The sequence below is a fragment of the Pseudomonas sp. S36 genome (assembly GCF_016647875.1).
GTDB classification, from domain to species: domain Bacteria; phylum Pseudomonadota; class Gammaproteobacteria; order Pseudomonadales; family Pseudomonadaceae; genus Aquipseudomonas; species Aquipseudomonas parafulva.
The window spans coordinates 67343-89494 of the sequence record NZ_JACVVG010000010.1 but is presented as its reverse complement, the minus strand read 5'-3'; the positions used below and the strand labels follow the sequence as shown (position 1 = coordinate 89494).

The window sequence follows — 22152 nt, the reverse complement described above, 5'->3', positions numbered from 1 at the left end:
GCTTGCAGCTCAGTACAGGTCGAGGGGGTCGACGTCCAGGGACCAGCGTACCTGGCGGCCGCTCGGCATCTGCTCCAGTACCAGCAACCAGGCGCTGATCAGCCGGTGCAGGGGCGCACGGGTGGCGGCCTGTAGCAGCAGCTGGGCACGGAAGCGCCCGGCGCGGCGTTCCATGGGGGCGGGCACCGGGCCGAGCAGTTCGATGCCCGGCAGGCCTTGCTCTGCCACCAGGCGCTCGGCGGCTGCGCACGCCTCATCGAGAAACGCTTCGGCCTGGCCGGGCTTGTGCGCCTCGGCCCGCAGCAACGCCAGGTGGGAAAAGGGGGGCAGCCCGGCGGCGCGGCGCTCGTCCAGCGCCTGCTCGGCGAAGGCAAAGTAGCCCTGTTCGGTCAGTTGTACCAGCAGCGGGTGGTCTGCCAGGTGCGTCTGGATGATCACCTTGCCAGGGTCCTCCGCACGCCCTGCGCGCCCGGCCACCTGCACGATCAACTGGGCCATGCGCTCGCTGGCGCGGAAATCGCCAGAGAACAACCCGCCGTCGGCATCGAGGATGGCCACCAGGGTCACCCGGGGAAAGTGGTGCCCCTTGGCCAGCATCTGGGTGCCGACCAGGATGCTCGGCTGGCCGCGCTGGATGGTGTTGAACAACTGCTGCATCGCGTCCTTGCGCGAGGTACTGTCGCGGTCTACCCGCAGCACCGGGTAGTCCGGGAACAATACCTTCAGGCGCTCTTCGGCACGCTCCGTACCGGCCCCCACCGGGCGCAGGTCCACGTGGTTGCACTGTGGGCAGTGGTGCGGCAGGCGCTCGTCATAGCCGCAGTGGTGGCAGCGCAGCACCCCGGAGCGCTGGTGCACCGTCATGCGCGCATCGCAACGCGGGCACTCGGACAACCACCCGCAGTCGTGGCACAGCAAGGTGGGCGCGAACCCGCGGCGGTTGAGAAACACCAATACCTGCTGGCCGGCTTCCAGTGTCTGGCGGATGGCCTGCTGCAACGGGCCGCTGATACCGCTGTCCAGCGGCAGGCTCTTCACATCCAGGCGCAGCATGCGCGGCGGGCGGGCACCGCCGGCACGCTGGTTCATGCGCAGCAGGCGATAGCGCCCGGTCAGGGCATTGTGCAGGGTTTCCAGCGAAGGCGTGGCCGAGCCGAGCACAATGGGCACGTTGTCCTGGTGGGCGCGAACCAGAGCAAGGTCGCGGGCGTGGTAGCGCAGGCCTTCCTGCTGTTTATAGGAGCCGTCGTGCTCCTCGTCGATGATGATCAGCCCAGGGTTTTTCATGGGTGTGAACAGCGCCGAACGGGTGCCGATGATGATATCTGCCTCGCCGTCGCGTGCAGCCAGCCAGGCGTCAAGGCGCTCGCGGTCGCTCACCGCCGAGTGCAGCAACGCAATGCGGGCGTTGAAGCGTTGTTCGAAACGCGCCAGGGTCTGCGGGCCGAGGTTGATTTCGGGGATCAGCACCAAGGCCTGCTTGCCGGCCTCCAGGGTTTCGCGGATCAGTTGCAGGTACACCTCGGTCTTGCCGCTGCCGGTCACGCCTGCCAGCAGAAACGCGCCAAAGTGGCCAAAGCCTTCCAGTACGGCATCGAAGGCATCGCGTTGTTCGTCGTTGAGCGGCAGTTCCGACTGGGCCAGCCAATGCTCGCGGCGTTCCTGGGGCAGGTGGCGGCGAACCTCCAGCTGCACCAGGTCCTTGGCCAGCAGCAGGTCAAGGCTGTCCTTGTTCAGGTTGAGCTTGCTCAGCAGGCTGTGGGGCACGCCGTGGGGGTGCTGGGCCAAGGTCTTGAGTGCGTCACGCTGGCGCGGCGCGCGGGCAATGCGCGGGTCTTCCAGGCGTGCGCCGGGGGCTACATGCCAGAAGCGCTCCTGGCGCATCTCTGCCGGCTCGCCTTGGCGCAACAGGGTAGGGAGCGCCCAGCTCAGGGTGTCGCCCAGGCTGTGCTGGTAATAGTGCGCCGTCCACAGGCACAGCTTGAACAGCGATGGCGGTATCGGCGATACCGGGTCGAGCAGGGCGCTGGCGGGCTTGAGCTTGTCGGCGGGCACCTCGCTCTCGGCGCAGACGTCTACCAGCACGCCGATCATTTCCCGGCGACCGAACGGCACGCGTATGCGCATGCCTGGGCTCAAGGCCTGGCGTGCGATGCTGGCCGGTGCCTTGTAGTCGAACAGCCGACGCAGCGGGGAGGGCAGGGCAAGGCGCAGGATGACGTCGGGCACGCGGAAAGTCTCGGAGGGCGTTTCAAGAACTGGCGAGCCTAGCAGACGACGGTCGGTACACGCGACAACTTGCACTGGCGCAACGCTCTGGTATTATTCGCCGCCTAATTACGTGCGGTATTCAACAATTGGTGTTGGGTGGCGGCACGCAGCTCGAGGAAGTGACCATGAAAGCAGATATTCATCCAAACTACGAAGTAGTTGCAGTCACCTGCAGCTGCGGCGCCAAATTCGAGACCCGTTCGACCCTGGCCAAGCCGCTGGCGATCGACGTGTGCTCGCTGTGCCACCCGTTCTACACTGGCAAGCAAAAAGTCCTGGACACCGGTGGCCGCGTACAGAAGTTCGCCGACCGCTTCGGCATGTTCGGTACCAAGAAGTAATCATGCGCAAGGCGAACCCTTCGGGTTTCGCAGTGCTGCTGAAAAAGGCGCCCCTTGTGGGCGCTTTTTTTATGGCCCTGTCTTGGCACCTCCCGGCACAGGCATTTTGCCCGCTGCCCCAGCGCCCGCAGCAGGTCGCGGTGCGGTACGTGGTAGATGGCGATACCGTGCGCCTGGTCGACGGCCGCAGTGTGCGCATGATCGGCATCAATGCCCCGGAAATCGGCCGCAAGGGCCAGGCCAGCGAGCCTTATGCCGAGGCCGCCCGGCGTCGCCTGCAGGCCTTGGTCAAGGCCAGTGACGGGCGGCTCGGCCTGGTGCCGGGCGTGGAAAAGAAAGACAGATACGGCCGCACTTTGGCGCATCTGTACAGCCGTACCGGCAACAATCTGGAAGCACAATTGCTCAGCGAGGGCCTGGGCTATCGCATTGCGTTCGCCCCCAATGTGCGCCTCAACACCTGCCAGCAGCGCGCTGAACAGGTTGCACGCAAGGCGGGTGCCGGCCTTTGGAAAACATCGCCGGTGGTGTCTGCACGCGCGCTCAGGCAACCCGGGTTCGCGGTTGTCAGTGGGCGTATCAAGGCTGTACAGCGCCACCGGGGCGGTATCTGGCTGAACCTTGACGACGCAGTCACGCTGCAGGTGCCCGCTCGTCTGCAACGTACTGTGCCTGCTAGCTTCTTCGATAACCTGAAAGGGCAGCGAGTCGAGGCGCGCGGCTGGGTGAGGGATCGATCCCGTAAAAGCTCGGGCAGGCCCGGGCCCCGACGCTGGTTCATGCAGTTGACCGATCCGAGCATGTTGGGGCGGGTTGGGGGCCAAAAGATGTAGACATTTCGCTATTGGATTGTACACACTGTAAGGCGTATGCCCCGTGGGTTATAGCGTAAAGTCTTAGGCTAAAGGCCTTGACACTAGTGACCGACCAGTCTTGTGACTCCCCGGCTCTTTGCGTATCCTCGGCGGTCCGTCAGAACAGCCAATAGCGGAATGCCCACCATGTCAGACCTGAAAACCGCCGCTCTCGAATACCATGCCAAGCCTCGTCCGGGGAAACTGAGCGTGGAACTCTCCAAGCCCACCGCCACCGCCCGTGACCTCGCCCTGGCCTACAGCCCAGGTGTAGCAGAGCCTGTGCGTGAAATCGGCCGTGATGCAGAGCTGGCCTACAAGTACACCGGTAAAGGCAACCTGGTTGCGGTGATTTCCGACGGTACTGCCATCCTCGGTCTGGGTGACCTCGGCCCGCTGGCCTCCAAGCCGGTCATGGAAGGCAAGGGTGTTCTGTTCAAGCGTTTCGCCGGCATCGACGTGTTCGACATCGAAGTCGAGTCGGAAAGCCCGCAAGCGTTCATCGACACCGTACGCCGCATCTCGATCACCTTCGGTGGCATCAACCTCGAAGACATCAAGGCCCCCGAGTGCTTTGAAATCGAGCGCACCCTGATCGAGCAGTGCGATATCCCGGTCTTCCACGACGACCAGCACGGCACCGCCATCGTGACGGCTGCTGGCATGATCAACGCCCTGGAAATCGCCGGCAAGAAGCTCGAAGACGCCAAGATCGTGTGCCTGGGGGCCGGTGCTGCCGCCATCTCCTGCATGAAGCTGCTGGTGAGCATGGGTGGCAAGGTCGAGAACATCTACATGATCGACCGTAATGGCGTGATCCACGCTGGCCGTGACGACCTGAACCAGTACAAGGCGCAGTTCGCCCACGCCACCGACAAGCGCACCCTGGCCGATGCCCTCGACGGCGCCGACGTGTTCGTTGGCCTGTCCGGCCCGAACCTGCTCAGTGCTGAAGGCCTGAAGTCGATGGCTGCCAACCCGATCGTGTTCGCCTGCTCCAACCCGGACCCGGAAATCGCCCCGGAACTGGCTCACGCCACCCGCAACGACGTGATCATGGCCACCGGTCGCTCCGACTACCCGAACCAGGTGAACAACGTACTGGGCTTCCCGTTCATCTTCCGCGGCGCCCTGGACGTACGTGCCAAGCGCATCAACGAAGAAATGAAGATCGCCGCGGCCATCGCTCTGAAAGACCTGGCCAAGCAGCCGGTGCCCAAGGAAGTCTGCGAAGCCTACGGCGTGGAAGGCCTGGAATTCGGCCGTGAGTACATCATTCCGAAGCCACTGGACGCTCGCCTGATCACCGTGGTGTCCGACGCCGTGGCCAAGGCCGCCATCGAGTCCGGCGTAGCCACCCTGCCGTATCCGAAGCACTATCCGCTGACCAGTGTGGATGACGTGTTCAACGGCTGATTGCCGCTGTCGCGACATTAAAAAGCCCCGGCTCGTGTGAGCCGGGGCTTTTTGTTGGGCGGTATCTTTTGGCGCCTGGGCGGCGCTTGATCTACGCGCCCAGGCAAGCCTTGATCACCCACCCTGCCTCAGAACAGATCCATCGGCGCGGCTTCGTCTGCTGGCAGAGGGCTGCCAGGGGCTACACCATTGCCCAGCTCATCGTTGGACGGCGGCGAGTCCTCGGCCTTGAACAGCTCAAAGTAGGCATTTGGCGTGCTTGGCGTGGCAGCGCGGCCACTGACCGGGTCCACGCGCAGGCTGAGGATGCCTTCGGGCTCTGCAGGGGGGTGTTCCGGCATGCCCTTCAGGGCCGCGCCCATGAAGCCCATCCAGATCGGCAGGGCAGCAGTGCCGCCGTATTCCCGGCGGCCCAGGGTTTCGGGCTGGTCGAAGCCTACCCAGACCGTGGTCACGTAATCGGCGTTATAGCCGGAGAACCAGGCGTCCTTGGATTCGTTGGTGGTACCGGTCTTGCCGGCCAGGTCGGTACGACCGAGGGCCAGCGCCCGGCGCCCGGTGCCGCGCTTGATCACATCCTGCAGCATGCTGGTGAGGATGTAGGTGGTGCGGCCGTCAATGATCTTTTCTGCCACGGCTGGCACCTGCGCAGCCTGCTCCGGCGCCGTAGCGCCTTCACCCGGCATCTGCGTGGTGATCGGCTGCTCGGGGGCGGCCAGGCCAGCCTGGTCTTGGGCACCTTGGGGTACGCGGGCCGGGTTGGCGGTGAACAGCGTTTCGCCGCTGCGGCTCTCGATGCGGTCGATCAGGTACGGGGTGATCTTGTAGCCGCCGTTGGCGAACGTGCTCCAGCCGGTGGCGATCTCCATGGGCGTGAGCGTCGCAGTGCCCAGCGCCAGCGACAGGTTGCGCGGCAGGTCCTGCTTGTTGAAGCCGAACTTGGCGATGTAATCGATGGTGCGGTCGACACCCATGGCCTGCAGCAGGCGGATCGATACCAGGTTACGCGACTTGTACAAGGCTTCGCGCATGCGGATGGGGCCGAGGAAGGTGTTGGTGTCGTTCTTCGGCCGCCACACTTTGTCCACCGACTCGTCGACGAACACGATCGGCGCATCGTTCACCAGGCTTGAAGCGGTGTAGCCGCTGTCCAGCGCGGCGCTGTAGATGAAGGGCTTGAAGCTGGAGCCTGGCTGGCGCTTGGCCTGCATGGCACGGTTGTAGTTGCTTTGCTCGAACGAGAACCCCCCCACCAGCGCACGGATCGCACCGCTGGTCGGGTCCAGCGTAACCAGCGCGCTCTGCGCCCCTGGCACCTGGCTGAACTTGAGTGCGCCATCGTTCAGGCGCTGCAACCGCACCAGGTCGCCCACCTGGGCCACATCTGCCGGCGACTGGGGCGCGCGGCCTTGGGCATTGGTATTGATGAACGGGCGAGCCCACTTCATGGTGTCCCAGGCGACGGACTGCTCCTTGCCACTGCGGGTGAGCACCTTCAGGCCGGTTTTATCTACTTGGGTGACGATGGCAGGCTCCAGGCCACCCAGCGTGCGCTGCTTGGCCAGCTCTTGCAGCCAGGCAGCCTGTGTGCGGCCCGGGAAGCGTGCCTCCGGGCCACGGTAGCCGTGGCGTTCGTCGTAGTCGGTCAGGCCCTTGAGGATGGCCTGGTTGGCCATGTCCTGGGTGTCGCTGGGCACCGTGGTGGTAACGCGGAACCCTTCGGTGTAGGCGTCGCTGCCGTAGCGGCCGACCATTTCGGCACGGGCCATTTCGGCGATGTAAGGGGCATTCACTTCGGGCGTGGGCACGTGGTAGCTGGCGTTGAGCGGCTCGGCCAGGGCGGCCTGGTAGCTCGCTTCGTCGATTTTGCCCAGCTTGTACATGCGGCCGAGAATCCAGTCGCGACGCTCTTTGGCGCGCACCGGGTTGGCCAGCGGGTTGAAGCGCGAGGGGGCCTTCGGCAGGCCGGCGATCATCGCCATCTGCGCAAGGCTTACGTCGCGGATCGACTTGCCGTAGTAAACCTGTGCGGCGGCATCGATGCCGTAGGCACGGTTACCCAGGTAGATCTTGTTGACGTACAGCTCGAGGATCTCGTCTTTGGTCAGTTCGCGCTCGATCTGCAGGGCCAGCAGAATCTCGTTGGTCTTGCGCGAGAAGCTGCGCTCGCTGGTGAGGAAGAAGTTCTTCGCCACCTGCATGGTGATGGTGCTGCCGCCGGTCTGGATATGGCCGGTCTTGACCAGCTGGGTGGCGGCGCGCATCAGGCTGCTCGGGTCTACGCCGTAGTGATTGAGGAAGTTGTCGTCCTCGGCAGACAGAAGCGCCTGAATGAGCTGTGGTGGAATTTCCGCGAAACGGATGGGCGAGCGGCGCATTTCACCAAACTCGGCGATCAGCTTGCCGTCGCTGCTGTACACCTTGAGGGGGATCTGCAACTGGATGCTTCTGAGCGAATCGACCGAAGGCAGGTTGGGACTAAGATACAGAAACGCACCGCTCACACCGAGTACGAGCGCGCAGATGACTGCGACGGAAGACCACCAGAAGAACTTAAGCAGACGTATCAAGGCTTTTCGGTGTCCAGTTTGTGAGTGAATTGCACGCGGGTCCGGCGGACCAAAACGCCGGGCATTATAAGCATTTTTCCCCTCTCCGGGTTACCGCCCAGGTGGCTGGTCGTCGTTCTGGCCAGCGCGCATCCGGTCGCAAACCGAAGGGGGCGGCAGGCAACAGGAACGCCGCGATGATAGGACGCTTTGGCAAGGATGCCGGTTCATTTTCAGGGTTGGAAATTACCGCGGGGAGCGTTCGAGCCCTGCAGTTACGGCGGCGCAAGCGGCATTACCACGTGGTGAGTTGGGCAGAGGAGCTGTTCGACCCGCCAGCCGGCACCCACTGGATGGCGCAGCCTGCCTCGGTGGTGGCTGCCCTGCAGCGTATGCGCAGGCGCAGCGGGTTGCGCAAGGTGGCCATGGCGCTGCCAGCCGATCAGGTCATCTGCAAGTATTGCCAACTCCCTCTGGGGTTGGGTGAGGGGCAGATGGAGGCGCAGTTGTTGGCCGATGCCGAGCGGCTGTTTCCTTTTCCGCTCGATGACCTGGCACTGGACTTCCAGGTGCTCGGCGCTTGTGCGGCGCAACCGGGTTTCGCGCAAGTGATGGTGGCCGCCTGCAGGCAGAGCACCCTGGCCTCGCTCGAGGCGCTGGTGGCGGAAGCGGGGCTGCAGCTGGAGGCGGTTGAAGTGGACACGCTCGCCCTGCGGCGGCTCGTGCCCGCGGCCAGTGATCGGGATGTGGCCCTGCTGCGACTGAGCCCGGACGCTGCCACTTTGCACCGCCTCGAGCCTGGCGGCGGCTGCCTGCGGCGTGAGCTGTTGCTGGATGCAGGCCCTACGCCCGAGAGCATCCAGCGGCAGTTGAATGACGAATGCCTGCCCGCTCACCTGTGGGTCGTCAGCGCCGAGCCTTACCACCAAGCCTGGCTGGCCGAGCTGCAAAGCAGCCTCAACGTGCATTGCAGCCCGGTGCCCGGGCTGGCTGGCCTCGCTCCGTTCAATGGCGCCATGCTCCTGGCTGGCGCACTGGCCATTGGGGGGGTGTACAGGTGATCCGGCTCAACTTGCTGCCTTGGCGCGAGCGGCAGCGCCAAGCAGCGTCGCGGCGTTTTTATGGCCAGCTTCTGGCAAGTGCCGTGCTGGCCCTGTGCGCGGTCCTGGTCGTGGACCAACTGGCCCGCCAGCGCGGGGAGCAGCAACGGCTAAGCAACCTGCAGCGCGAGGTTGCAATCTCGTTACAGCACCAGCAGGCGCAGGCCTTGGCTGAGCTGCGTGACCGGCATGCTGTGCTGGCGGCCAGGTCGGCCGAACTGGAAGGCCTGCGCGGTCACCCTGATGTGCTGGCAGGCCTGTTTGCCGACCTGGAGGGTGCGCTGCCCGGCGAGATGCAACTGCTGGGCCTGCACATGCAGGCTGGGCACCTGCGCTTGACTGGCGTGGCACCCTCCGGTGCGGTGGTTGCCCAGTTCATGCGTGACCTGCAGCGTTCCGGCGTGCTGGCCGACCTTGAGCTCAAGTCCATCAAGAGCCTGCCCGGCGCAGACGAGTTCGTGCTGACGGCTCGAGTGACGGCATTCTGGTCATGAACACCACGGCGTTATTGGGCAGCCTGGCCATCATCGGCCGTACGCCATGGTTCAGGCGGCTGGCGCCATGGTTGCTGGCATCTGGCTTGTTCACCCTTGGTTGCATGGTCCGCCTGCCCGCGGCGATGCAGCAGCAAAGGGGTGAGAATGCCCGGTCTGCCGAATTGGAGGCGCAACACACTGCGGCGGTGCAGCAACTGGCGAAGCTGGAGGCTTTGAGGGCGAAGGTGGCAACTGCCGAACGGTATATTCAGGAGGCGCTGTGGTACCTCGATGCAGGGCAGGGGATGAGTGACCTGCTGGAGCGGCTGTCAGCCTCGGCGGGTAGCCACGGCGTGTTGATCGAGCAGTTGCAGGTGCGTGATGCCGAGCAGCAGGCGGGGGTGCAACGGGTACCGCTGGAATTGCAGGTCACAGGGCCCTACATGGCTGTGCGTGTGTGGCTGAACGAGTGGTTTGCGCAGCCGGCGGTATTTCGCAGCGGTGACCTGGCGATTGCAGGTGTCGATGGCCAGCCAGCGATTGTGCGCCTGCGACTGCACGTAGACACCTACCAGGCAAAAGCGCCGCCGCCCTCGGCTGAGTTTCTGGCGCGCTTGCCTGCCAGGCAACTGGCCGCAGGGCCTTGCGCTGATCCCTTTGCACCCAGGCTCGCGCCCTGGCGAGGGAACAGGCTGACCGGCGTGCCGCTGAAACAGGTGCAGATGGTTGGCCACCTGTCACGCGGCGATGCGCACGAGGCCTTGGTCGTGGTTGCCGGCACCCTGTATCGCCTGCGCGCAGGTGACCGGGTGGGGCGCGACAATGGCGTGGTGGTGCAGGTCACCCCAGGCCAGGTCGAAGTGCACGAACGGCTTTTCATGACGGGGGTGTGGCACCCGCGCACCGCCTTCCTTTCTCTGCAGCGACGTACGGGCAAGGAGGCCCCGGTTCAGGATGAAAACAGTAAGCAAATGGCTGCTGACGTTACTGCTGCCGCTCCAAGCGGCAGCGTCGACCTATCAGGGTGAGGCCTTGTCGCTGAACTTTCAGGATGTGGAAGTGCGGGCCGTTTTGCAGGTGCTGGCTGATTACGCCGGTATCAATCTGGTGGCCAGCGATGCCGTGCAGGGCAATGTCACCTTGCGGCTGCAGGATGTGCCCTGGGATCAGGCGCTGGACCTGGTGCTGCGCAGCAAGGGGCTGGGGCGACGCAAAGATGGCAATGTGCTGCTGGTCGCGCCCCTGTCGGAACTCAGCTCGGCACCGCAGGTGGCGCCCGGCGGCCTCGGGCTGAAGGCGCAGTGGCAGCCCATGCAGCGCGAACTGTTGCCTGTGCATCATGCCAAGGCCGCCGACCTGGCGGAGTTGCTGCTGGCCAGCCTGGCCGAAGACGGCATTCTCAGTGGCCGAGGCAGCCTGAGTGTGGATGCCCGCACCAACACGCTGGTGGTGCATCAACCCGCTGATCGCCTGGCCGAGGTGCGAGCGTTGGTGGCCCAGCTGGATGTGCCGGTGCGTCAGGTGGCCATCGAGGCACGGATCGTCGAGGCCAATGTCGGTTATGAGAAAGGCCTGGGGGTGCGTTGGGGCGGGCGCCTGTACAGCGAGGCACCGCGGCTGGGCAAGGAGCTGTTCGTCGACCTTGGCGTGGAGCGGGCCGGCAGCAGCCTGGGGCTGGGCCTGCTGCGCGGTGGGGTGTTGCTTGACCTCGAACTCAGCGCCATGGAGAAGAGCGGCAAGGGCGAGATCATTTCGCAGCCCAAGGTGGTTACCGCCGACAAGGAAACTGCCCGCATCCTCAAGGGCACCGAGGTGCCCTACCAGCAATCCAGCAAAAGCGGCGCCACCTCGGTTGCGTTTCGCGAGGCCTCCCTGTCGCTGGAAGTGACCCCGCAGATCACCCCGGACAACCAGGTCATCATGACGGTGAAGGTGACCAAGGACGAGCCGGATTACGTCAATGCCTTGAACGACATTCCGCCCATTCGCAAAAACGAGGTCAATGCCAAGGTGCGCGTGGCAGATGGGGACACCATCGTGATCGGCGGTGTGTACTCCACCTCGCAAAACAATATGGTCGACAAGGTGCCATTTTTGGGCGATCTGCCGTATGTTGGGCGGCTGTTTCGACGCGATGTATTACAAGAGAAAAAATCCGAGCTGCTGGTCTTCCTGACTCCGCGTATCATGAGTGACCAGGCGATTGCTGTGAGTCGTTGATTCTGTGCGAAATTTGATACTTGTGGGGCCCATGGGTGCTGGCAAAAGCACCATCGGGCGCCTATTGGCCAAAGAGCTGCGCCTGCTGTTCAAGGATTCCGACAAGGAAATCGAACTGCGATGCGGCGCCAACATCCCGTGGATCTTCGACAAGGAAGGGGAGCCGGGCTTCCGTGACCGCGAGCAGGCCATGCTCGCCGAGCTGTGCGAACTCGACGGCGTGGTGGTTGCCACCGGCGGCGGCGCGGTGATGCGTGAAGCCAACCGCCTTGCCCTGCACCAGGGCGGGCGGGTCATCTACCTGCACGCCTCGGTCGAGCAGCAGGTCGGGCGCACCGCCCGCGACCGCAACCGCCCCCTGCTGCGCACCGCGAACCCCGAAGCCACCCTGCGCACCTTGCTCGAAACCCGTGACCCGCTCTACCGGGAGATCGCGGACCTTGTGGTGGAAACCGACGAACGGCCGCCGCGCATGGTGGTAATCGACATTCTCGAACGCCTGCAGCAGTTGCCCCCCCGTTAACCCGGGACTATTCTCGGCCTCCTGCGTCGAGCGAGGTCAAACGTTACCGCGTGGCTTGCCCGAACGGCGCCGCGCCCAAGATCATTGTGGGGATACATGCAGACACTGAAGGTCGACCTGGGCGAGCGTAGCTACCCGATCTACATTGGCGAAGGCCTGCTGGACCAGCCTGAGCTGCTGGCGCCGCACATCGCCGGGCGGCAGGTGGCCATTGTCTCCAACGAGACCGTTGCCCCTCTGTACCTCGAACGCCTCACCCGTACCCTGGGTGCCTACACTGTGCTGCCGGTGGTGCTGCCCGATGGCGAGGCGCACAAGAACTGGCAAACCCTGCAACTGATCTTCGACGGCCTGCTGACGGCACGGCACGACCGCCGCACCACCGTGATCGCCCTGGGCGGCGGCGTGATCGGCGACATGGCCGGCTTTGCCGCTGCGTGCTACCAGCGCGGCGTCGATTTCATCCAGGTCCCCACCACCCTGCTGTCCCAGGTGGATTCCTCGGTTGGCGGCAAGACTGGCATCAACCACCCGCTGGGCAAAAACATGGTCGGCGCGTTCTACCAGCCCAATGCGGTGCTGATCGATACCACCAGCCTGAGTACCCTGCCGGCACGCGAGCTGTCCGCCGGCCTGGCCGAAGTGATCAAGTACGGCCTGATCTGCGACAAGCCCTTCCTGGAATGGCTCGAAGACAATATGCAGGCGCTGCGTGGCCTTGACCCTGCAGCGCTCACCCAGGCCATCAGCCGTTCCTGTGCAGCCAAGGCCGCGGTAGTGGGGGCGGATGAGCGCGAGTCAGGCGTGCGCGCCACCCTGAACCTGGGCCACACCTTCGGGCATGCCATCGAGACCCACATGGGCTACGGTGTATGGCTGCATGGTGAAGCGGTTTCGGCGGGTACGGTAATGGCCCTGGAAATGTCCATGCGCCTTGGCTGGATCACCCAGGCCGAACGTGATCGCGGCATCCGCCTGCTGCGCGATGCAGGTTTGCCGGTGGTGCCACCACAGGAAATGACCCCGGCGCATTTCATGGAGCACATGGCGGTCGACAAGAAGGTGCTGGACGGCCGTCTGCGTCTGGTGCTGCTGCGCCAGATGGGCGAGGCCGTCGTCACCGACGACTATCCTAAAGAGATTCTTCAGGCCACCTTGTCCGCGGATTACCGCGCGATCGTGGCCCAGCTTTGAGGTTGTGACAGCGCAATGACCAGTTTGCATGCCGATGAGGCCTTTCTCGACCATTACCAGTTGAGCCACGACCCGTTCGCACCCCGTGTGCCCGGTTTCAAATTCTTCCCTGCCCAGCGCAAGCCGGTGTTGGGCCAGCTGCACCATCTGGCCCGTTACAGCCAGCTGATGCTGGTGGTCAGCGGGCCGTTGGGCAGCGGCAAGACACTGCTGCGCCAGGCCTTGGTGGCCAGCACCAACAAGCAGTCGGTGCAAAGCGTCGTGGTGTCTGCCCGCAGTGCCGGCGATGCCGCCAGCGTGCTGGCGCACATCGCCCAGGACCTGGGCGTTGCCCAGCCCGAAGTGCAGGCCATCCTGTCCAAGGTCGTGCAGCTGGCACTGACCGGCCAGGAGGTGTACCTGCTGGTGGACGATGCGGAACAACTTGGCGAGTCGGCACTCCAAGCGTTGCTGGAGTTGGCAGCAGGCGTGCCGGAAGGCCGCCCGCATGTGTTCCTGTTCGGTGAGCCGTCGCTGATTGCAGGGCTGGACGAACTCGAGATCGAGGAAGAACGTTTCCACATCATCGAGCTTGCCCCCTACAGCGAAGAGGAAACCCGCGAATACCTGGAGCAGCGCCTGGACGGTGCTGGCCGGGGCATCGAGGTGTTCAGCCGTGAACAGATTGCCGACATCCATGAAAATTCCGACGGTTGGCCTGGCAACATCAACCAGGTCGCCCGTGACACGTTGATCGAAGCCATGATCGCCAGCCGTTCGACGGTCAAGCGACCATCCATGGGGTTCAAAATGCCGAAGAAACATGTGCTCGCGCTGTCTGCTGTGGTCGTTGTCGCCGTCGCGGCTGCCGTGTTGATGCCCAGAAAGGGCGACAAGGCCCCAGCCGAAGCGCCAGCGGCCCAGGCGCAGCTGCCGCTGGGCGATGGCAAGGGTGCGGCCATCGAATTCTCGGGCTCCTCGCAGCCCACGCCATTGCCGCTGGTAGGGCAGTCGCAACCGGTGATGCGCGAACCCCTGGCCCAGGCCGCTGGCATGGGTGAGGGTGAAGAGGGCAGCCCTGCCGGTGACACCGCACTGCAGCCAGGCAACCCACCGCCTACCGTGACCACCATCGCGCCGCCCCAGGGCGTGGCGGCGGGCCCTGCGCCAACGCCCGCCCAGCCCGTGCAGCAGGCGGCGGCGCCCAAGCCTGCCGCCACCCAGCAGGCCAAGCCTGCTGCACAGGCCAAGGCCGAGCCTGCACCTACCCAGGTTGCCGTTGCCAAGCCAGCACCCAAAGCGGTCGAGAAACCGGCTGCCGGTGGCAGTGGCAATGGTGGCTGGTACACCGGGCAGAAGCCGGGTAACTACGTGGTGCAAATCCTAGGCACCAGCTCCGAGGCGTCTGCCCAGGCGTTCGTCAAGGCGCAGGGCGGCGAGTACCGCTACTTCAAGAAAACCTTGCAGGGCAAGCCGCTCTACGTGGTCACTTATGGCAGCTTTGCCAACCGTGATGCGGCCGTTGCGGCCATCAAGAACTTGCCAGCGAAGGTCCAGGCTGGTAAACCTTGGCCACGTACCGTCGCCAGCGTCCAACAAGAGCTGGCCTCGGCCCGCTGATACCTTCCGGGCGGCATCACCCCGCCGCCCAGTAGCCAAGCGAATTCTAGCGTTCGACTAGCCTGCTGCGCCCAAGCGCGGCAGGCTTTTCTGTCCCGGACTGCCGGCCACAAGCCTACGTTGCAGTCATGGCTGAAACGCTTCAGACTCAAGTCATGCCGCTACCACGGCAGTTGACGCAAAAACATTCAAAATTGCGACATAAATTTTCAATGGTGAGACATGAAAATTTGTGGGCGCGACTGTCGCTGTGCAACAATGGTTTTCCATGGCCACCGCAAAAAGCTGGCATTTGATCGGCGTGGATGGTAAGTGGTTGTTAAAAAAGAGATTTGCCTCCGTTGAGGGGTGAACCTGGTGAGAAAGTGTCTATGAAAACAGGTCTGTACCATCCCGAAGAATTCAAGGACAACTGTGGTTTTGGCCTGATCGCCCATATGACGGGCGAACCCAGCCACCACCTTCTGCAAACCGCCATGCAGGCGCTCACGTGCATGACCCACCGTGGCGGTATCAACGCCGACGGCAAGACCGGTGACGGTTGTGGTCTGCTGATGCAGAAGCCCGACCAGTTCCTGCGTGCCGTGGCCCAGGAGCATTTTGCCGCCGAGCTGCCAAGGCAGTACGCCGTGGGCATGGTGTTCTTCAACCAGGACCCGGTCAAAGCCGAAGCCGCCCGCGCCAACATGGACCGCGAAATCATCGCGGCTGGCCTCAACCTGGTCGGCTGGCGCAAGGTGCCGATCGATACCAGCGTGCTCGGCCGCCTGGCCCTGGAGCGTCTGCCGCAGATCGAGCAGGTGTTCATCGGCGGCGAAGGCCTGAGTGACCAGGAATTCGCCATCAAGCTGTTCAGCGCACGTCGCCGTTCGTCGGTGGCCAACGCCCACGACGCCGACCACTACATCTGCAGCTTTTCGCACAAGACCATCATCTACAAGGGCCTGATGATGCCGCGCGATCTGGCGGCCTTCTACCCGGACCTCGGTGATGAGCGCCTGCAGACCGCCATTTGCGTGTTCCACCAGCGCTTCTCCACCAACACCTTGCCCAAGTGGCCGCTGGCGCAGCCGTTCCGCTTCCTTGCCCACAACGGTGAAATCAACACCATCACCGGTAACCGCAACTGGGCGATGGCACGCCGTACCAAGTTCGCCAATGACCAGATCCCCGACCTCGATGAGCTCGGCCCGCTGGTCAACCGCGTGGGCTCCGACTCGTCCAGCATGGACAACATGCTCGAACTGATGGTGACCGGCGGTATCGACCTGTTCCGTGGCGTGCGCATGCTGGTACCGCCAGCCTGGCAGAACGTCGAGACCATGGACGCCGACCTGCGCGCCTTCTACGAATACAACTCCATGCACATGGAGCCGTGGGATGGCCCGGCCGGTATCGTCATGACCGAAGGCCGCCACGCGGTGTGCCTGCTCGACCGCAACGGCCTGCGCCCGGCGCGTTGGGTCACCACCACCAACGGCTACATCACCATCGCCTCTGAAATCGGCGTATGGGGCTATCAGCCGGATGAAGTGCTGGCAAAAGGCCGTGTGGGCCCGGGCCAGATCCTGGCCGTGGACACCGAAACCGGTCAGATTCTCGACACCGACGCCATCGATGACCGCCTCAAGTCCCGTCACCCCTACAAGCGCTGGCTGCGCCAGCACGCCACGCGTATCCAGGCGACGCTGACCGACGACCAGGGCGTGGCCAGCTACGACGCTGACCAGCTCAAGCAGTTCATGAAGATGTTCCAGGTGACCTTCGAGGAGCGCGACCAGGTACTGCGCCCGCTGGGTGAACAGGGCCAGGAAGCGGTCGGTTCGATGGGGGATGACACCCCCATGGCGGTGCTGTCGCAACGGGTGCGTTCGCCGTATGACTTCTTCCGCCAGCAGTTTGCCCAGGTCACCAACCCGCCGATCGACCCGCTGCGCGAAGCGATCGTGATGTCGCTGGAAATCTGCCTGGGTGCCGAGCGCAACATCTTCCAGGAATCCCCCGAGCATGCCTCGCGGGTGATTCTCAGCTCGCCGGTGGTCTCGCCTGCCAAATGGCGCTCGCTGATGAGCCTGGAGCGTGAAGGCTTCGAGCGCCAGCTGATCGACCTGAACTATGAAGAAAGCGTCGGCCTGGAAGCGGCCATTCGCAACATCGCCGACCAGGCTGAAGAGGCCGTGCGGGCTGGCAAGACCCAGCTGGTACTGAGCGACCGCCACATCGCACCCGGCAAGCTGCCGGTGCATGCGTCGCTGGCCGTGGGCGCTGTGCACCACCGCCTGACCGACAAGGGCCTGCGTTGCGACAGCAACATCCTGGTGGAAACCGCCACCGCCCGGGACCCCCACCACTTCGCAGTGCTGCTGGGCTTCGGCGCCTCGGCGGTGTACCCATACCTGGCTTACGAAGTGCTGGCCGACCTGATCCGCACCGGCGAAGTGCTGGGTGACCTGGACGAAGTGTTCAAGTACTACCGCAAGGGGATCTCCAAGGGCCTGCTGAAGATCCTGTCGAAGATGGGGATCTCCACCATCGCCTCCTACCGGGGTGCGCAGCTGTTCGAAGCCATCGGCCTGTCCGAAGAAGTGGTCGGCCTGAGCTTCAAGGGCGTTTCCAGCCGCATCAAGGGGGCGCGCTTCCAGGACCTGGAAAGCGACCAGAAACTGCTGGCCGCCGAAGCCTGGAGTGCGCGCAAGCCGATCCAGCAAGGCGGCTTGCTGAAGTTCGTCCACGGCGGCGAGTACCACGCCTACAACCCGGACGTGGTCAATACCCTGCAAGCCGCCGTGCAGCAGGGCGATTACGCCAAGTTCAAGGAATACACCTCGCTGGTCGACCAGCGCCCGGTGTCGATGATCCGCGACCTGTTGAAAGTGAAGGTGGCCGACCAGCCACTGGCGCTGGACCAGATCGAACCGCTGGACGCCATCCTCAAGCGCTTCGACTCGGCGGGTATCTCGCTGGGTGCACTGTCGCCTGAGGCCCACGAAGCACTGGCCGAAGCCATGAACCGCCTGGGTGCGCGTTCCAACTCAGGTGAAGGTGGCGAAGACCCGTCGCGCTACGGCACCATCCGCAGTTCCAAGATCAAGCAGGTGGCGACCGGCCGTTTCGGCGTTACGCCCGAATACCTGGTCAACGCTGAAGTGCTGCAAATCAAGGTTGCCCAGGGCGCCAAGCCCGGCGAGGGTGGCCAGTTGCCCGGTGGCAAGGTCAATGGCCTGATCGCCCGCCTGCGTTACGCGGTGCCGGGGGTGACGCTGATTTCGCCACCGCCGCACCACGATATCTACTCCATCGAAGACCTGGCCCAGCTGATCTATGACCTCAAGCAGGTCAACCCGCAGGCGCTGGTGTCGGTGAAGCTGGTGGCTGAAGCAGGCGTAGGCACCATCGCTGCCGGCGTGGCCAAGGCCTATGCCGACCTCATTACCATTTCCGGTTATGACGGTGGCACCGGCGCGTCGCCGCTGACGTCGATCAAGTACGCTGGCGCCCCGTGGGAACTGGGCCTTGCCGAAACCCACCAGACCCTGCGCGGCAACGACCTGCGCGGCAAGGTGCGGGTGCAGACCGACGGCGGCCTCAAGACTGGCCTGGACGTGATCAAGGCGGCGATCCTGGGGGCCGAGAGCTTCGGCTTTGGCACCGCCCCGATGATCGCCCTGGGTTGCAAGTACCTGCGCATCTGCCACTTGAACAACTGCGCTACCGGCGTGGCCACCCAGAACGACAAGCTGCGCAAGGACCATTACATCGGCACCGTCGACATGGTGGTCAACTTCTTCACCTTCGTCGCTGAAGAAACCCGTGAGTGGCTGGCCAAGCTGGGCGTACGCAGCCTGGGTGAGCTGATTGGCCGCACCGACCTGCTCGATGTGCTGCCGGGCGACACCGAGCGCCAGCAGTACCTCGACCTGACGCCGCTGCTGGGCAGCTCGCACATCCCGGCAGACAAGCCGCAGTTCTGCGAAGTCGACCGCAACCCACCCTTCGACCAGGGCGAGCTGGCCGAGAAGATGGTCGAGATGGCCATGCCGGCTATCCGCGACCAGGCCGGCGGTGAATTCAGCCTGGACATCTGCAACTGCGACCGCTCCATCGGTGCGCGGGTATCGGGCGAGATTGCCCGGCTGCATGGCAACCAGGGCATGGCCAGCGCGCCGATCACGTTCCGCTTCAACGGTACCGCCGGCCAGAGCTTCGGCGTATGGAACGCCGGTGGCCTGAACCTGTACCTGCAGGGCGACGCCAACGACTACGTGGGCAAGGGCATGACGGGTGGCAAGTTGACCATCGTGCCGCCCGCGGGCAGCCCGTTCAAAACCCAGCACAGCGCCATCGTCGGCAACACCTGCCTGTACGGTGCCACTGGCGGCAAGCTGTTCGCTGCCGGTACTGCAGGCGAGCGCTTCGCTGTACGTAACTCCGGCGCCCATGCCGTTGTCGAGGGCACCGGCGATCACTGCTGTGAATACATGACCGGTGGCTTTGTCTGCGTGCTGGGCAAGACCGGTTACAACTTCGGTTCTGGCATGACGGGCGGCTTCGCCTACGTGCTCGACATGGACAACAGCTTCGTCGACAAGCTCAACCACGAGCTGGTGGAAATCCAGCGCATCAGTGGTGAAGCGATGGAGGCTTACCGCACCCACCTGGCGCGGGTCCTTGCCGAGTATGTGGATGAAACCGACAGTGAGTGGGGGCGCGAGCTCTCCGAGAACCTGGACGACTACGTGCGGCGCTTCTGGCTGGTCAAGCCCAAGGCCGCCAACCTGAAGCAGTTGCTGTCCAGCACCCGTGCCAACCCGCAGTAATACAGCTGCAAGCAGGCAAGCCCCACGCTGCAGATAGAAGCAGTACGGGGTTTGCCAGGCTTACGTGATCGTCTTGTGGCTTGCAGCTAAACGCTTGCAGCTGCTGTTAAGAGGTTTTGAAAAATGGCTGAACGTCTGAATAACGACTTCCAGTTCATCGAGGTGGGCCGCAAGGACCCGAAGAAAAAGCTGCTGCGCCAGCGCAAGAAGGAGTTCGTGGAAATCTACGAACCGTTCAAGCCGCAGCAGTCTGTGGAGCAGGCGCACCGTTGCCTGGGCTGTGGTAACCCGTACTGCGAATGGAAGTGCCCGGTGCACAACTTCATCCCCAACTGGTTGAAGCTGGTGTCCGAAGGCAACATCCTGGCGGCGGCGGAATTGTCGCACCAGACTAACACCCTGCCGGAAGTGTGCGGGCGGGTGTGCCCACAGGACCGCCTGTGTGAAGGTGCCTGCACGCTGAACGACGGCTTTGGCGCGGTGACCATCGGTTCGGTGGAGAAGTACATCACCGATACCGCCTTCGCCATGGGCTGGCGCCCGGACATGTCCAAGGTCAAGCCCACCGGTAAGCGCGTTGCCATCATCGGCGCCGGCCCGGCAGGCCTTGGCTGTGCCGATGTGCTGGTGCGCGCCGGCGTAACCCCGGTGGTCTTCGACCGCAACCCGGAAATCGGCGGCCTGCTGACCTTCGGCATCCCCGAATTCAAGCTGGAAAAAACTGTGCTCAGCAACCGCCGTGAAGTGTTCACCGGCATGGGCATCGAGTTCCGCCTGAACACCGAGGTGGGCAAGGATGTAACCCTTGAGCAACTGCTGGCCGAGTACGATGCAGTGTTCATGGGCATGGGCACCTACACCTACATGAAGGGGGGCTTCCCCGGCGAGGACCTGCCAGGGGTGCACGATGCCCTGGACTTCCTGATCGCCAACGTCAACCGCAACCTGGGCTTCGAGAAGTCGCCGGAAGATTTCGTCGACATGCAGGGCAAGCGGGTGGTGGTGCTCGGTGGTGGTGACACCGCTATGGACTGCAACCGCACCTCCATTCGCCAGGGCGCCAAGGCCGTGACCTGTGCCTATCGCCGTGACGAAGCCAACATGCCCGGTTCGCGCAAGGAAGTTAAGAACGCCAAGGAAGAGGGCGTGAAGTTCCTGTACAACCGCCAGCCCATTGCGATTGTGGGTGAGGAAAAGGTCGAAGGCGTGAAAGTGGTGGAAACCCGCCTGGGTGAACCCGACGCCCGTGGCCGCCGCAGCCCGGAGCCAATCCCGGGGTCTGAAGAGATCCTGCCGGCCGATGCCGTGGTCATCGCCTTCGGCTTCCGCCCAAGCCCGGCCCCCTGGTTCGAGCAGCACGGCATCCAACTGGACAGCCAGGGCCGTGTGGTGGCGCCGGAGCAGGGCAAGTTCAAGCACCAGACCAGCAACCCGAAGGTGTTTGCCGGCGGCGACATGGTGCGCGGGTCCGACCTGGTAGTGACCGCCATTTTCGAAGGGCGCACCGCTGCCGAAGGCATCCTGGACTTCCTGGAAGTGTGAGGTTGGCTGCCGGCTCCTGCAAGGTACGCGGTATCTGCAGGGGCCGGCTTTGTACGCGACACGGTTTGACCCAACGCATCCAATAGACAAAACGCATGGTCTCAGCCGTGCCTTTTGTGCTGGCGTCTGAGAAAATGCCCCCACTTTTTTTCCGGATGCCGACATGACTGCCCTGAAGAACGATCGTTTCCTGCGTGCACTGCTCAAGCAACCCGTAGACGTCACCCCGGTGTGGATGATGCGCCAGGCCGGCCGCTACCTCCCGGAATATCGCGCCAGCCGTGCCAAGGCCGGTGACTTCATGAGCCTGTGCAAAAACCCGCAGTTCGCCTGCGAGGTCACCCTGCAGCCACTGGACCGCTACCCGCTGGACGCCGCGATCCTGTTCTCGGACATCCTTACCATCCCTGATGCCATGGGCCTTGGCCTGTACTTCGAAACCGGCGAAGGCCCGCGTTTCAGAAAGGTGGTCAGCACCCCGGCCGACATCGAGGCACTGCCCGTGCCCGATGCCCAGAAAGACCTGGGCTACGTGATGGACGCCGTCAGCACCATCCGCCGCGAGCTCAATGGCCGGGTACCGCTGATCGGCTTCTCAGGCAGCCCGTGGACGCTGGCCACATACATGGTCGAAGGCGGCTCGTCCAAGGACTTCCGCAAGACCAAGGCCATGGCCTACGACAACCCCCAAGCGCTGCACCTGTTGCTGGACAAGCTGGCTCAGTCGGTCACCACGTACCTCAATGGCCAGATCCTGGCCGGCGCACAGGCGGTGCAGATCTTCGACACCTGGGGTGGCAACCTGTCGGCTGCGGCGTACCAGGAGTTTTCCCTGGCCTACATGCGCAAGATCGTCAGTGGCCTGATTCGCGAGCACGAAGGGCGCAAGGTGCCGGTCATCCTGTTCACCAAGAACGGCGGCCTGTGGCTCGAAAGCATTGCTGAAGCGGGTGCCGATGCACTGGGCCTGGACTGGACCTGCGATATCGGCGATGCGCGCCGCCGTGTGGGTAACCAGGTGGCCCTGCAAGGCAACATGGACCCGACCGTGCTGTACGCCCGGCCCGAAGCCATCCGCAAAGAAGTGGCGCGTATTCTGGCCAGTTACGGCCAGGGCAGTGGCCACGTGTTCAACCTGGGCCATGGCATCACCCCGGAAGTCGACCCGGAGCATGCCGGTGTGTTCATCAACTCCGTGCACGAACTGTCAGCGCAGTACCATCAGTAAAGACCAGCTCGCGGGCATGCCC

General features: G+C 63.9%; 15 protein-coding genes. 13 read left to right on the top strand and 2 right to left on the bottom strand.

The genetic code is table 11. The features are described 5' to 3' along the window. Positions 1 to 9: 9 nt before the first annotated feature. Positions 10 to 2229, bottom strand: a complete 2220-nt coding sequence (locus tag IAE36_RS08225; RefSeq protein WP_028632037.1) for a primosomal protein N' — start codon at positions 2227 to 2229, stop codon at positions 10 to 12. 167 nt (positions 2230 to 2396) lie between these two features. Between IAE36_RS08225 and rpmE the strand changes: the two genes are divergently transcribed. The 3 genes from rpmE to IAE36_RS08210 all read left to right on the top strand — a co-directional run bounded on the left by rpmE (position 2397) and on the right by IAE36_RS08210 (position 4882). Next, a complete protein-coding gene (rpmE, locus tag IAE36_RS08220) occupies positions 2397 to 2612 on the top strand; it encodes a 50S ribosomal protein L31 (RefSeq protein ID WP_028632036.1) in 216 nt (71 codons plus the stop codon). A gap of 2 nt (positions 2613 to 2614) precedes the next feature. Next, the gene (locus IAE36_RS08215) at positions 2615 to 3445 is read left to right on the top strand and encodes a thermonuclease family protein (protein WP_201211721.1); all 831 of its coding nucleotides are present in this window, start codon (positions 2615 to 2617) and stop codon (positions 3443 to 3445) included. Positions 3446 to 3613: 168 nt separating this feature from the next. Then, positions 3614 to 4882, top strand: a complete 1269-nt coding sequence (locus IAE36_RS08210; protein WP_028632034.1) for a malic enzyme-like NAD(P)-binding protein — start codon at positions 3614 to 3616, stop codon at positions 4880 to 4882. Between the two features lie 128 nt (positions 4883 to 5010). On the opposite strand, the gene IAE36_RS08205 is transcribed toward IAE36_RS08210, so the two are convergent. Next, a complete protein-coding gene (locus IAE36_RS08205; RefSeq protein WP_201211713.1) occupies positions 5011 to 7452 on the bottom strand; it encodes a penicillin-binding protein 1A in 2442 nt (813 codons plus the stop codon). A gap of 176 nt (positions 7453 to 7628) precedes the next feature. On the opposite strand from IAE36_RS08205, the gene pilM reads away from it, so the two are divergent. From pilM to hemE, 10 genes are all read left to right on the top strand, one after another. Continuing rightward, positions 7629 to 8492 (top strand): type IV pilus biogenesis protein PilM, encoded by an 864-nt coding sequence (gene pilM / locus IAE36_RS08200; RefSeq protein ID WP_201211712.1) that lies wholly within the window; start codon positions 7629 to 7631, stop codon positions 8490 to 8492. Then, a complete protein-coding gene (locus tag IAE36_RS08195; protein WP_201211710.1) occupies positions 8489 to 9025 on the top strand; it encodes a PilN domain-containing protein in 537 nt (178 codons plus the stop codon). Before pilM ends, IAE36_RS08195 begins: the two co-directional genes overlap by 4 nt. Then, the gene (locus IAE36_RS08190) at positions 9022 to 10035 is read left to right on the top strand and encodes a pilus assembly protein PilP (protein ID WP_201211708.1); all 1014 of its coding nucleotides are present in this window, start codon (positions 9022 to 9024) and stop codon (positions 10033 to 10035) included. Before IAE36_RS08195 ends, IAE36_RS08190 begins: the two co-directional genes overlap by 4 nt. Continuing rightward, a complete protein-coding gene (locus IAE36_RS08185) occupies positions 9962 to 11227 on the top strand; it encodes a type IV pilus secretin PilQ (RefSeq protein ID WP_201211706.1) in 1266 nt (421 codons plus the stop codon). The genes IAE36_RS08190 and IAE36_RS08185 overlap by 74 nt, the downstream gene beginning before the upstream one ends. Before the next feature lie 4 nt (positions 11228 to 11231). Next, positions 11232 to 11750: a shikimate kinase AroK gene (gene aroK, locus IAE36_RS08180; protein ID WP_028632028.1), complete on the top strand. Its 519-nt coding sequence runs from the start codon at positions 11232 to 11234 to the stop codon at positions 11748 to 11750. A 96-nt stretch (positions 11751 to 11846) separates the two neighbouring features. Then, entirely contained in the window at positions 11847 to 12944 is a 1098-nt protein-coding gene (aroB, locus tag IAE36_RS08175) for a 3-dehydroquinate synthase (RefSeq protein WP_201211704.1), read from the top strand. A 15-nt stretch (positions 12945 to 12959) separates the two neighbouring features. Beyond that, positions 12960 to 14543, top strand: coding sequence for an SPOR domain-containing protein (locus IAE36_RS08170; protein WP_060480802.1), 1584 nt, complete (start codon positions 12960 to 12962; stop codon positions 14541 to 14543). Between the two features lie 371 nt (positions 14544 to 14914). Further along, positions 14915 to 19360 carry a glutamate synthase large subunit gene (gene gltB / locus IAE36_RS08165; protein WP_201163040.1) on the top strand — a complete coding sequence of 1482 codons (4446 nt, stop codon included), beginning with the start codon at positions 14915 to 14917 and terminating at the stop codon, positions 19358 to 19360. 123 nt (positions 19361 to 19483) lie between these two features. After that, on the top strand, positions 19484 to 20902 hold the full coding sequence (locus tag IAE36_RS08160; RefSeq protein ID WP_201211702.1) for an FAD-dependent oxidoreductase: 1419 nt from the start codon (positions 19484 to 19486) through the stop codon (positions 20900 to 20902). Between the two features lie 163 nt (positions 20903 to 21065). Then, a complete protein-coding gene (gene hemE, locus IAE36_RS08155) occupies positions 21066 to 22130 on the top strand; it encodes a uroporphyrinogen decarboxylase (RefSeq protein ID WP_201211700.1) in 1065 nt (354 codons plus the stop codon). Positions 22131 to 22152: the final 22 nt, after the last annotated feature.